We start from the raw sequence: 12,258 nt of genomic DNA on the forward strand, positions 1-12,258 counted from the left end.
CGAGACCGTCTTCATATCGCAAAAGTCAAACAATCCGCATTCGCGGGGGAGAACGACCAAGTGGCAAAGCAAACCATCGCCGAAATGATCGTCGACACGCTGTACGCGGCCGGGGTCAAGCGGATCTACGGTGTCACCGGCGACTCGCTGAACGGCTTGAGCGACGCCCTCCGTCGCAGAGGCACGATCAAATGGGTGCATGTGCGCAACGAGGAGGCGGCGGCCTTCGCGGCCGGCGCGGAGGCGCAGCTGACCGGCAAGCTCGCGGTGTGCGCCGGGAGTTGCGGCCCGGGCAACCTGCATCTGATCAACGGTCTCTTCGATTGCCATCGCAGCGGGGCGCCGGTCCTGGCAATCGCCGCCCAGATACCGAGCAGCGAGATCGGCAGCGGCTACTTCCAGGAGACGCATCCCGACAAGCTGTTCGCGGAATGCAGCCATTACGTCGAGCTCGTCTCGACGCCGTCCGTCATGCCGCGCATCCTCGACATTGCGATCAAGCAGGCCGTGGGGAAGCGCGGCGTCTCCGTCATGGTGATACCCGGCGACGTCGCGATGAAGGAAGTGGACGCGCCGAAGGAACGCTGGCTCGTCCCGACCCCGCCCCTGGTGAGACCGACCGACGAGGGCCTGAAGGCGCTCGCCGATCTGCTCAACGCATCCGACAAAGTCACGATCCTGGCTGGCGCCGGCTGCGCGGGCGCCCACGACGAGGTCGTGGAACTCGCGAACGCCTTGAGTGCGCCAGTGGTCCACGCGCTCCGCGGCAAGGAGCACGTCGAGTGGGATAATCCCTACGACGTCGGCATGACCGGCCTGATCGGCTTCTCGTCGGGCTACCACGCCATGAAGGCCTGCGACACACTCCTGATGCTCGGTACCGACTTCCCCTACCGACAATTCTATCCCGACGGGGCGAAGGTCGTGCAGATAGACATCGATCCCACAAGGCTCGGTCGCCGGACGCCGCTCTCGCTCGGTCTCGTGGGGGACGTGAAGACGACGCTTGCGGCGTTACTGCCATCGATCGAGCCGAAGTTCGACCAGGCGCATCTTGATCGGGCGGTCCACCACTACGCGTCCGCGCGGAAAGGGCTTGACGAGCTGGCGACGGCCGGCAGCGGCCGTTCGCCCATCCATCCGCAATTCGTGGCGCGTCTCGTTAGCGAGATAGCCTCGGAGGACGCAGTGTTCACCTGCGACGTCGGGACACCGACGGTCTGGGCGGCGCGCTACCTCAAGATGAATGGGAAGCGTCGACTGCTCGGTTCCTTCGTGCACGGATCGATGGCCAACGCGATGGTCCAAGGCATCGGAGCCCAGGCCGCGTTCCCGCAACGCCAAGTGATATCACTGTCTGGCGACGGCGGCTTCGCCATGCTGATGGGCGACTTCATCACTCTCATGCAGGAGAAGCTCCCGGTGAAGGTAGTGATCTTCAACAACGGCGTGCTGGGCTTCGTCGACCTGGAAATGAAGGCTTCGGGATTCCTCGAGACCGGGACGAACCTCGCCAATCCGAACTTCGCGAAGATGGCCGAATCAATGGGGGTGCTCGGCATCCGCGTCGAAAAGGCCGTCGACCTAGAGGCGGCGCTGCGTTCCGCCTTCGCGCACGAGGGCCCCGCCCTCGTCGACGTCGTGACGAACCACAACGAGCTTGTGATGCCGCCGAAGACCACTGCGGAACAGGTCGGCGGCTTCAGCCTCTGGATGGCGAAGGCGGTCCTGAACGGACGCGGCGACGAGGTGATCGACCTCGCGACATCCAACCTGTTTCGCTGACGTGGTGGGATAGCTGTCGATGACGAGACCGACGGAGACCATCGGATCGATGCCCTGCGGATCGGCCGATCGCGTCCTCGCGGCGGTGCCGGCCATCCTATGGTGGGCCGACCGCCGCGGCCGTCTCCGGTTGATCAATCCGAAGCGACATCATCCCGTCGGCGCGGACGAAGGCCGCCCGGTTTCGTGGAGGTCGTTCGTACATCCAGCGGACCAGCCGCTCGTCATGGAGAAGTGGGCGGATGCGGCATCCGGAAGCGGGTCGTTCGAAGCCGAACTCCGCGTCAAGGGAGCCGACGGCACCTACAAGCGGTGCCTCGCCTCAGCGCAGCCGCCCGATGAGGTTGATGTGCGCGTCTCCCTGGTCGGCGTCTGCGTCGTCGTTGACGGGGTGATGTCAAAGCGAGACGATGCCGAACGCAACAGCCAGGCATTGACGGTCCTGCTCGATCGGAGGACGCACGAGCGCGACATGGCCTGGGCGAACTCCTGCGACCTCCTGGTCGTGATCGACTCCCATGGCGTGCTCTGCGAAGTCAGCCCGGCTTGGGCCGACATCCTGGGTCACGATCCGGCGACCGTCGTCGGGAGGCCCTTCCTCGAATTCATCCATCCTGACGATCTGGATTGGATGAAGAGCTCATCCGAAGATGCCGTCCGAGGCGAAGGTCCCATCAATCTAGAGATCCGCTACCTGCACAAGGACGGGACCCCGAGATGGATCTCTTGGCACACGACGTTCTCCAACGGCCACGCGCATGCCAGCGGGCGGGACGTAACCGCGGAGAGGCGGAGGACGGAAGCCCTGCTGATCGCGGAAGAGAAGCTTCGCCAAGTGCAGAAAGTGGAAGCGATCGGCCAGCTGGCGGGCGGCATAGCGCACGACTTCAACAACATGTTGAGCGTGGTGATCGGCTCCCTCGATCTGATGACGCGCAGAAACATCGACCCCGACCCGCAATGCCGCCGGTACGCGGAAGCCGCGATCGACGCAGCACGCCGAGCGTCCGCTCTGTCCCAGAGGCTCCTGGCGTTCGTGCGCCAGGAGCCTCTGCGGGTGGAGCCCGTCGACCTCACCGCGCTCGTCGTCGGACTCCGCGATCTGATCCGCCATTCGGTCGGGGAAGGCGTTCGGTTGGATGAGGAGCTCGCCGAAGGTCTCTGGACGGTCGACGCCGATCCGCATCAAATCGAAAACGTCGTCTTGAACCTGGCGGTGAACGCGCGGGACGCGATGCCCGACGGCGGCATCCTCCGCGTCGTCACGCGAAACCTCATTGTACAAACCGGCGTCACGATCCCTGCCGAACTGCCCGGCGGGTCCTACGTCGTCCTGAGCGTGTCCGATACGGGGATCGGCATGGAGGCCGACGTGATGTCCCGGGCGTTCGACGCGTTCTACACCACGAAGGCCGTTGGCGAGGGTACGGGGCTAGGCTTGAGCCAGGTCTATGGCACCGTGACCGGCGCTGGTGGACATGTCAGGATCGAATCCGAACCCGGACGGGGTACCGCGGTGGTGGCGTACCTACCGCGATCCAAGGGGGACGATACCGGACCCTTGATCACCGCGCTGATCGGAGAGACACAGTGATGGCCGGCGCGGGCGTGTTTCCAAGGCGTTCGGTCCGAGGGAGGATCTCGTCGGGAGGCCTCCGCAGCGACGCTCCGGGTGACGGTCCAGAGCGTGAGCGGCAGCCGTCACGCTGCGGCTTGCGACGCCGGCCTGACGCTCCTCGCCGACGCCCGTCCACGACTGCCTGCATTTGCAGGATACCGGTCGCTCGCGACCGTCGGAACCACTGAAAAAAAAGGAAGCGAACATGGACCTCGGGCTCAAGGGACGGACCGCCCTGGTAACAGGTTCGACGGCGGGGATCGGCGTCGCCATAGCCAAGAGACTGGCGGCCGAGGGCGCGGAGGTCATCATCGCGGGCCGGAGCCGGGATAAGCTCGATGCCGCGTCGGCCGAGGTCGGCGCCGCGGGACGCGTGCGCGCGATCCTCGCGGATGCCGGGACGCTGGAGGGCGCGGATAGGCTTGCCCGCGAGGAGCCCGCCATCGACATCCTCGTCAACAATCTCGGGATCTACGAGGCGAAGGCGTTCGCGGCGATCACCGACGCGGACTGGCATCGGCTCTTCGAGGTCAACGTCGTGGCCGGAGCGCGGCTGGCGCAAGCATACTTCCCAGGCATGCTGGAACGCGGCTGGGGCCGCATCGTGTTCGTATCCAGCGAGTCGGGCCTCGTCCCACCGCCCGACATGATCCATTATGCGGTCACGAAGTCGGCCCAGCTCACGATCGCCAGGGGGCTCGCCCAGCTGACCAAGGGCACAGGGGTCACGGTCAACTCGGTGTTGCCCGGGCCGACGCGTTCAGAAGGCATCGACGGATTCCTGAAGAGCGTGGCCAGCAGTCCGGACCTGACGCCGGCCTCGATGGAGGCCGAGTTCTTCAAGCTGCACCGCCCTCTTTCGCTGATCCAGCGCCTCATCGAGCCCGACGAGATCGCCGCGATGGTCGCCTACCTCGCCAGTCCGCTCGCGGCGGCGACGAACGGTGCCGCGTTGCGTGTGGAGGGTGGCATCGTCCCCACGATCGCCTGACGGCGTCAAGCTCGACACGCCGCCGCACGAGGTCGACATGATCGAAAACCCGACAGGCGCCGCCCCTCAGCGCGCCGTTATCGCTGCAGCGATCGGCGCCACGCCCCGGTCCCTTGCTCGAACGACGGGAGTCTGAAGGCGGATCGAAGACGCTGCTCCAACCTCCAGCGACGGCCTCTCGATACGGCCGCCGCAGTTTCCAACGACCTTCTCAGCTCAGTGTGAAAAGACGGCGATCAGCAGCGCTTCGGTGACGATCCCGATTATCGTGCTGAGAAGGATCGTGGCCGTGGCATCCGTGGTGTAGGTGTTGTTCTTGAGCGCGAACATCGACGCCGCGGTCGCGGTCGGCACCGCCCCGGTTATGACGACCTGGCGCATGGGGCCGCCGGTCAATCCGAGCGCCAGCGCGCCTAGCACCATCAAGACCGGCATCAGGAAGTTCTTGAGGCCGACGTTGGTCAGCACGTCGGCGTTGATCCGCAGCTTCTCCCCGTAAAGCATGAGGCCCAACGCGAAGAGAGACGTACCGCCGGCCGACTTGGCGACCATGTCGACCGAGCCGACCACCGGGCCCGGCAGGGTCACGTGCGCGAAGCTCAAGGCCACTCCGAGGATCGGCAGCCAGACGATCGGATTGATGATCGCGCCGAGGATGCTGTGAGTCAGCACATGCACGGTGTCGGCCCAGCCATGCCCCGCTTCGTTCTTGTCCGACACATGGGTCAGGACGATCGTCAACGGCAGCATGAAGATGCTTGTGACGAGGTTACCGACCAGCACGGCTATGAAGCCTTCGGGACCAAACATGGCCGCGAGGATCGGCGCGCCGAAATAGGCCATGTCGGGAAAGCCGCAGACCAAAGCCTGCATGGTCGACGTGCGCAGGTCGTGCCGGAAGACGAAGCGGCCGACGCCCAACGCAATGAGGTACGTGCCCATCAGGCCGAAGACGAGGCAGATCGCGAGCCCTGGATTCGCGAGCTTCTCAGGGGCTGTCTTGATGGCGCCCTCGAACAGCGCGAACGGCAGGGCGAAACGGATCACGTATGTCGCGAGAACGCCGGCATCCTCGTGCTTCAGAAGGGCAAGTCGAGCGGACAGCCAGCCCAGCATGATGACGAAGGCGACGGGCAGCAGTCCCGACAGGATGGTCTCGAGCATTGGAACATTCCACCTTGCGCGTCGGACTACGAACCGGTTCCGTCGAGGCGCTGATAGGCCACGTAAGCCGGCTGCCAGACCTTTGCGCGGATGAGCCCTTCGATCTCGTCGGTGGCTATACCTTCCGTGAGACCTTCCTTATGGGCCTGGAGCGCGACGGCAAGCGCCACTGCGGCTGAGACCTCCCGCAAGGCGGTGACGGGCGGAAGCAGCGTGTTCCTCGGGTTGTCGCGGGCGGGGGACGCCGCGGCCAGGGCCTTGGCCGCAGCCATGAACATCTCGTCGCTGACGCGCCTGGCGCCGACGGCGATCACGCCGAGGCCGACGCCCGGGAAGATGTAGGAGTTGTTGGTCTGGTCGACCTTGAACTTGACCCCGTCGCGGGTCAGCGGCGGGAACGGGCTGCCGGTCCCGATGACCGCCTTACCGCCGGTCCATGCTTCGATATCCTGCGGCGTCGCCTCGGCGCGGGACGTCGGATTCGACAGCGGGAAGATGATCGGCCGCTCGTTGATCTCGGCCATGGCCCGGACGATCGGTTCGGAGAAGGCGCCCGGCTGCCCGGAGACGCCGATCAGTACGGTCGGCCTGGCGTTCCTGACGACGTCGAGCAACGCGACCTTGTCGGGATGGTCCAACGTCCAACCTTCGGTGGCGCTCTCAGACTGGAGGAACGGCTGCTGGAAGGAGGCGATGTCGTTCATCCCCTCGACGAGGAGGCCGTCGCGATCGACCAGGAAGAAGCGCTTGACCGCCTCGTCGCGAGCGAGTCCGGCTTCGACCATCGCCTGGAGGATCAGGCCGGCGATGCCGCACCCGGCCGAACCGGCGCCCATGACGGCGATGCGCTGCTCGGTGAGCGGCGCGCCGGTGACGGTGATCGCCGCCAGCAGCGTGCCCGTCGCGACCGCCGCCGTTCCCTGGACGTCGTCGTTGAAGGTGCAGAGGCGGTCGCGGTACCGATCGAGGAAGCGCGTCGCGTTGTTCTTCGCGAAATCCTCCCACTGCAGGAGGACGTGAGGCCATCGCTTGACGACCGCCGCGACGAACGCTTCGACGAAGTCGTCGTACTCCTTCCCCCGCACACGCTCGTGGCGCCAACCGACGTAGAGAGGATCGGCCAAGCAGTCGGGGTTGTCGGTGCCGACGTCGAGCACGATCGGCAGCGTCGTCGAGGGGTGGATCCCGCCGCATCCGGTATAGAGCGCGAGCTTGCCGATCGGGATCCCCATGCCTCCGGCACCCTGATCGCCGAGACCGAGGATGCGTTCGCCGTCCGTGACGACGATCACGGCGACGTCGTCGAAGCGCGGATGGGCCAGGATCCTCTCGATGCGGTCCCTGTGGGAGAAGCTAAGGAAAAGGCCACGCGGCTTGCGGAACAGGCGGCTGAACTGCTGGCACCCGGCGCCGACCGTCGGCGTATAGACGATCGGGAGCAGCTCCTCGATGTTCTGGACGAGCAATGCGAAGAAGAGCGTCGCGTTGGTATCCTGGAGGTCGCGAAGGAATGCGTAGCGCTCGATGTCGGTCTCGAAGCCACGCAGCGCCTGAAGACGACGCGCGACCTGCTCGTTGAGCGTCCCGATGGTGGGCGGCAGTAGACCGTGGAGGTCGAACACGTCACGTTCGGCTTCCGTGAAAGCGGTCCCCTTGTTGAGCGCCGGATCGGTGAGCAGCTGGTAGCCGCTCAAGGCGGTGGAGAGGCTCGCGCCAGGATTCGAACTCATCGTTGTATCCTTGGTAGGACGAGGCCGCCGTCCCGCCTTAAGCAGTGGACCGCACGCCTCGATGGCCGCGCGGAAGAACCGCTGCAGCGTATTTCGTTTGGCCGGGACATCATACCGCCATTGGGCGCGGATTAGGACGATCGCGCCCCAATCCGGATCCTGTCGTCGCAATGGCGTCGTTGGCCTCGAGCACCACGTCGTACTCGGGACGCCGGCGGGACGCTAGGGCGTGACGCGACCGTGCGACCTGCCACCGGACACCTTACAGGAGCAGCCGCCGCCCACGTTGGATTGATTGTAGAGGGTGCAGGCCTTCACGGGCGTTGGACAGGTGCCGCCCCCATCGCGGCGCTGCGTCCGGCGCGAGCCCGCACGTCGTCGGGCGCCTCGCTGTATTGCACCCCCGGAGCTTAGCCGGTCTGTCCATTGCCGTAGCCAGGACCATACCCGTATCCGTATCGGCCCGCGTCGTAATCGTAGTTGCCCGCGCAGTAGTCCTGACCGTAGAAGCCGTCGTCGAAGCTCGCGGCGCCGTACCCATAGCCCTATCCGCCGCCGAAGCCACCGCCGAAGCCACCGCTATGGCCTTCACCGCCATGACCGAAGGCCGGCGCGACCGAAGAGCCTGAAGTGCGGCTACAAACATATCCGCGTGAAGGCCGAAGCTGGGCTCCTTCATGTTCGGGGCCGGCCAATTCCGTCACGTCGGCTTGCACAGGAAGCGCTGCGCAGGCGAATGTCCGTTTTCCTTCCAGGCGAGCGGCGCTCGCACCACTTACAAGGTCAAGATCATCGAAACGTCGACAGGACCCATCGCCCATCCGCGCGCGGTCATCGCCGCGGCCATCCTGGGTTCCAGCACGGCTTTCATCGACTCGTCCGTAGTGAACGTGGCGCTGCCGGCCATCGCTAGCGACCTCCAGGCCAACGCAGCGTCACTTCCCTGGACCATCAACGCCTATCTGCTTCCGCTCGGCGCCATGACGCTCGTCGGGGGCGCCGCCGGTGACCGGTTCGGACGCCGACGCCTTTTCCTCGTCGGCTTAGCTGTCTTCACCCTCGCGTCCCTCGCATGTGCGGCTGCGCCCACGATCGGTTGGCTGATCGCAGCCCGCGCGCTGCAGGGTGTCGGCGCTGCGGTCCTGATGCCAAACAGCCTTGCGATTATCGGCGCCGAGTTCGGCGGCGAGGAGCGGGGACGTGCGATCGGGACATGGGCCGGCTTCGGTGCGCTCACCGGCGCGGCCGCGCCCCTCCTGGGAGGATTGATCGTCGATGCGGCGGGTTGGCGGACCGTCTTCCTGATCAACGTACCCGTCGCGGCGCTGGCCGCCTACCTCGCCTGGCGTTACGTCGCACACGACGGTGGAGAGAAGAGGATCCGGCCCGACTGGTCGGGCGCGGCGCTTACGGCCGCCTCCCTCGCCCTCCTCACCTGGGCCCTGTCGGCGGCTTCCAGCGACGGGATGAGCCGAGCGACTTTGACGGTCGCGGCTGCGGGTGCGGCGACCCTCGCCGGCTTCGTGGTGCTGGAGAAACGCCTCGGCGATGCGGCGCTCCTCCCACTCTCGATCTTCGCCTCGCGCCCGTTCGTCGGACTGACGCTCGTCACCCTCCTGCTGTACGCGAGCCTCGGCGGCCTAGTCGTCCTGCTGCCGTTCACGCTGATCCATGTCGGCGGCTATTCCGCGGCCCAGGCCGGCGCGGCAATGATGCCGCTGCCGGTCGTTATCGCCGTAGGCTCGCGGTACATGGGACCGGTAGCAGCCCGGCATGGCAGCCGGCTGCCTCTCTGCCTCGGGTCCGCCCTCGTGGCCATAGGCACCGCGTTCTACGTGAACCTCGCGGCTGGACCGATCCCGTATTGGACGCAGGTGTTCCCGGCGACGCTGATCGTCGCGATCGGAATGGGGATCTGCGTCGCGCCCCTGACGACCGCGGTCATGGATTCCGTCGACGAAGGCCACGTCGGCACGGCTTCAGGGTTCAATAGCGCCGTGGCTCGGATCGGAGGATCGTTGGCGACGGCGCTCCTCGGATCGGTCTTCGCGATGCAGGCTTCGCCAGGGGCGTTCGTCGTCGGCGTGCACTACGCCGCCGCAATCGGAGCGGCGGCGGCAGGGGCCGCCGCGATGGCAGCGCTGCTGCGTTGAGCCCCCGGGCTACGGGTGCATCCGACACGACTATGAAGCATATCTTCAGCGGCCGGGGGCGTGCGCCTAACAGCAGGCGCCACCGGCACAACGGACGCTTCCGCACGACTCCGAGCGTTTTGATAGCATTCACTATGAATAATTGACCTCAGCCAGCCGGACCGGTATCTCTCCGTTGCCGAGCGACCTCGCAAAGGCCGCGAGCAAAGGCAGCGGCCCGCGTCCGACGCGTCTTTCGGACAGGTCCCTGATTGGTCCGCGCGTGGAGTCGTCGCCGATCGCTCCAGCAACAGGCGGCATCCGTGCGCCTGCCGATCGCGCCCCGAACGAACTGGAAACGGACATGACCGAAACGCGCACTCTCCTGATCGTCGGCGGCCACGGAGTCGCCGGCGGCGGAATCCTCCGGGCCGCGAAGGCGGACGCCGGCGTCCGGCCCGTCACGGTTAGCCGCCGTTCGGCGCCCGGCGAGTCGGGAGGGCTCGATAGCGGACACATCGCAGCCGACCTGCTCGACGGCGCCGCCATCCGAGAGGCGGTGGCGCAGCTGGACGGCCCGGTGGATGTCGCCTTCGCGGCCTACGCCGAGCACGCCGACGCCAACGAGGCGACCAGGATCAACCTGGCGATGCTCAGGAACCTGCTCGACGCGCTCGACGCGGCCAAGACGTCGATAGGAAGCGTCGTCCTGGTGACCGGCGCGAAGGCCTACGGTCCGCATCTTGGCCCCTACAAGACGCCCGCGAAGGAAAGCGATCCGCGGGTCATCGGCCCCCTCTTCTACTACGACCAGGTCGACGCCCTCCGCGAGTGGGCGGACAGGCACGGGGTCGGCTGGACCGAACTGCGCCCCGACGGGATCATCGGCCACAGCGTCGGCTCTCCGATGAACCTCCTCCATGGGATGGCGGCCTACGGCACGATCAGCGCCGAGCTGGGTCTCCCGCTGCGGTTTCCCGGGCATCCGGACACCTGGTCGAGGGTGCTCCACCAGCTCACCGACTCCGATATGCTCGGACGCTCCGTCGTCTGGGCAACGCGTTCGGACGCGGCGCACAACGAGGCCTTCAACGTGACGAACGGCGATTACTTCCGCTGGGCCCACCTGTGGCCCGAGCTTGCGAAGTTCTTCGACGTCGAGGCCGACGTTCCCAAGCCCATCCCGCTGGCCACGCAGATGGCAGGCTACGGCAAGCTGTGGAAGGACATCGGGAAACGCCACAAGCTCAGATCCACGACCTGGGAGGCCTTCGTCTCGTGGGGATTCGTGGAGGCGGTCTGGAACATCGATTACGACCTCGTCCAGTCGACCGTTAAGATACGCCAGGCCGGCTTCCAGGATTCCGTGGACACGCACGCCAGCATCATCGGCCATCTGGGACGGCTGCGCGAGGCATCGTTCATCCCCTAAAAGGAACCACGGCTGTCAACAGAGGCTAAGGGACCGACGTCGCATCGGCCTTGCTGTCTCTAACCGATCAGGCGTTCTACGCCGCCAAGCGCGGGGGTAGGGGCGTCTACCGGTGCCGCTCCTCTCCAAACCCGCCGCGCAGTAATCAAGGACCCCAAGATGAAGATCGCCCACGTCGCCCTCTGGACGCGCGACCTCGAAGCCGCTGCCGCCTTCTGGAGCAAGTGGTTCGCCGCGGAGGTCGGGCCCCTGTACGAGAGCCGCAACCGTCCGGGGTTCGCGTCGCGCTTCGTCAAGCTGCCGATGGGCGGCGGCGAGATAGAGCTCATGACGGGACCCTGGGTCGGCGATGCCGCGGGGACGGAGGTCCAGGGGTGGGCGCATCTCGCCATCTCGATGGGGTCCCGTGAAGCCGTGGACGACGCGGCCGAGCGCTTTTCCCGAGCCGGCCTCCTGGTGTCGGCACCGCGCCTAACGGGCGACGGCTACTACGAAGCGGTCGTACGCGACCTCGAAGGCGTTCCGATCGAGATTATCGCGTAGGCAAACGTACTCTGGCGAGACCGGCCCTAACGGCCCGGCGCATGCCCGAGGCCCTATCGCCCTTGGCCGAAAAGCCACCAGAGGCGCTAGCCCGACGGCACACCGCAGACGGCACCGGACGACCGGCGAGGAGACTACTTGTCATCGCGCGTGGTTGCCCCGGTGGCAGGCGGTTTCCCGGACTGTGCGTTTCCCACAGGAGTCTGGCCGTTGCCGGGCGACGTCGCTGCGCCAGCCGGCTGCGGCGTACTCGAGGTCGTTACGTCGCCGAGACCTGTGCCGGTGATGCCACTCCCCGCCGTCGGGCCCGCCCCAGAGACGCCGGCGCCTTGTGCGTCGGCCTGGCTCGAAGCCACCACAAGAGATCGAGCGCGCGGCCCAGACCGGCGCGGCCGTCGTCGGTTTCTCCGAGACGTGGCTGCCCGGTTATCCATTCTTCGTGACGGCGGCGCCCGGCGAACTCTGGTGGCAGGCCGCCGCGCGATATGTGTCGTCGACGATCACGATTCCCGGACCGGAGACGAATGTCCTTTGCGCGGCGGCCCATAAGGCGGGAGTGGACGTCGTGATCGGCGTCGCCGAACGCGAACGGACCACGTCGGGATCCGTCTACTGCACGCTGCTCTTCATCGGCCGGGAAGGCACGATCCTGGGGCGTCATAGGAAGATCAAGCCCACCCTGCAGGAAAGGGCGGTCTGGGCGGACGGCGACGCGAGCGGCCTGCAGGTCTATCAGCGGGATTAAGCCCGGATCAGCGGGCTCTGCTGCTGGGAGCACAACGCCGTGCTCCCGGGGTACGCGTTGGGCTCTGACTCAATCTGCGTGCAGTTTTCGGCAAGCGTGAAGGTTTCTGATTCGGGAG

General features: G+C 66.3%; 9 protein-coding genes. 7 read left to right on the top strand and 2 right to left on the bottom strand.

The window, feature by feature from the left end; translation table 11 throughout:
- Positions 1-60: 60 nt before the first annotated feature.
- The 3 genes from poxB (at position 61) to GSQ79_RS06220 (ending at position 4,394) form a co-directional block, all read left to right on the top strand.
- Positions 61-1,785, top strand: coding sequence for a ubiquinone-dependent pyruvate dehydrogenase (gene poxB, locus GSQ79_RS06210; RefSeq protein ID WP_158807860.1), 1,725 nt, complete (start codon positions 61-63; stop codon positions 1,783-1,785).
- A gap of 19 nt (positions 1,786-1,804) precedes the next feature.
- Positions 1,805-3,379: a PAS domain-containing sensor histidine kinase gene (locus GSQ79_RS06215; protein WP_158807861.1), complete on the top strand. Its 1,575-nt coding sequence runs from the start codon at positions 1,805-1,807 to the stop codon at positions 3,377-3,379.
- 229 nt (positions 3,380-3,608) lie between these two features.
- Complete coding sequence (locus GSQ79_RS06220; protein WP_158807862.1) at positions 3,609-4,394, top strand: SDR family NAD(P)-dependent oxidoreductase; 786 nt, start codon at positions 3,609-3,611, stop codon at positions 4,392-4,394.
- A gap of 216 nt (positions 4,395-4,610) precedes the next feature.
- Here GSQ79_RS06220 and GSQ79_RS06225 read toward each other — a convergent pair whose 3' ends face one another.
- Together GSQ79_RS06225 and GSQ79_RS06230 are read right to left on the bottom strand one after the other, a co-directional pair.
- Positions 4,611-5,558, bottom strand: a complete 948-nt coding sequence (locus GSQ79_RS06225; protein WP_158807863.1) for an AEC family transporter — start codon at positions 5,556-5,558, stop codon at positions 4,611-4,613.
- A gap of 26 nt (positions 5,559-5,584) precedes the next feature.
- A complete protein-coding gene (locus tag GSQ79_RS06230; protein WP_158807864.1) occupies positions 5,585-7,288 on the bottom strand; it encodes an NAD-dependent malic enzyme in 1,704 nt (567 codons plus the stop codon).
- 677 nt (positions 7,289-7,965) lie between these two features.
- Between GSQ79_RS06230 and GSQ79_RS06235 the strand changes: the two genes are divergently transcribed.
- The 4 genes from GSQ79_RS06235 to GSQ79_RS06250 all read left to right on the top strand — a co-directional run bounded on the left by GSQ79_RS06235 (position 7,966) and on the right by GSQ79_RS06250 (position 12,140).
- Positions 7,966-9,441: an MFS transporter gene (locus GSQ79_RS06235; RefSeq protein WP_158807865.1), complete on the top strand. Its 1,476-nt coding sequence runs from the start codon at positions 7,966-7,968 to the stop codon at positions 9,439-9,441.
- Between the two features lie 175 nt (positions 9,442-9,616).
- The gene (locus tag GSQ79_RS06240; protein ID WP_210253016.1) at positions 9,617-10,852 is read left to right on the top strand and encodes an SDR family oxidoreductase; all 1,236 of its coding nucleotides are present in this window, start codon (positions 9,617-9,619) and stop codon (positions 10,850-10,852) included.
- A gap of 159 nt (positions 10,853-11,011) precedes the next feature.
- Positions 11,012-11,395 (top strand): VOC family protein, encoded by a 384-nt coding sequence (locus GSQ79_RS06245; protein WP_158807866.1) that lies wholly within the window; start codon positions 11,012-11,014, stop codon positions 11,393-11,395.
- A gap of 331 nt (positions 11,396-11,726) precedes the next feature.
- The gene (locus tag GSQ79_RS06250; RefSeq protein ID WP_158807867.1) at positions 11,727-12,140 is read left to right on the top strand and encodes a nitrilase-related carbon-nitrogen hydrolase; all 414 of its coding nucleotides are present in this window, start codon (positions 11,727-11,729) and stop codon (positions 12,138-12,140) included.
- Positions 12,141-12,258 lie beyond the last annotated feature (118 nt).

Origin of the sequence: Beijerinckia sp. L45, from assembly GCF_009765775.1 — a bacterium.
Lineage (GTDB): Bacteria > Pseudomonadota > Alphaproteobacteria > Rhizobiales > Beijerinckiaceae > RH-AL1.

What these genes read in the sequence shown, in the direction of transcription:
- GSQ79_RS06215 (WP_158807861.1), top strand. Translation starts at nt 1,805, where the DNA reads ATGACGAGACCGACGGAGACCATCGGATCGATGCCCTGCGGATCGGCC.
- GSQ79_RS06220 (WP_158807862.1), top strand. Translation starts at nt 3,609, where the DNA reads ATGGACCTCGGGCTCAAGGGACGGACCGCCCTGGTAACAGGTTCGACG.
- GSQ79_RS06225 (WP_158807863.1), bottom strand. Translation starts at nt 5,558, where the DNA reads ATGCTCGAGACCATCCTGTCGGGACTGCTGCCCGTCGCCTTCGTCATC.
- GSQ79_RS06230 (WP_158807864.1), bottom strand. Translation starts at nt 7,288, where the DNA reads ATGAGTTCGAATCCTGGCGCGAGCCTCTCCACCGCCTTGAGCGGCTAC.
- GSQ79_RS06235 (WP_158807865.1), top strand. Translation starts at nt 7,966, where the DNA reads ATGTTCGGGGCCGGCCAATTCCGTCACGTCGGCTTGCACAGGAAGCGC.
- GSQ79_RS06245 (WP_158807866.1), top strand. Translation starts at nt 11,012, where the DNA reads ATGAAGATCGCCCACGTCGCCCTCTGGACGCGCGACCTCGAAGCCGCT.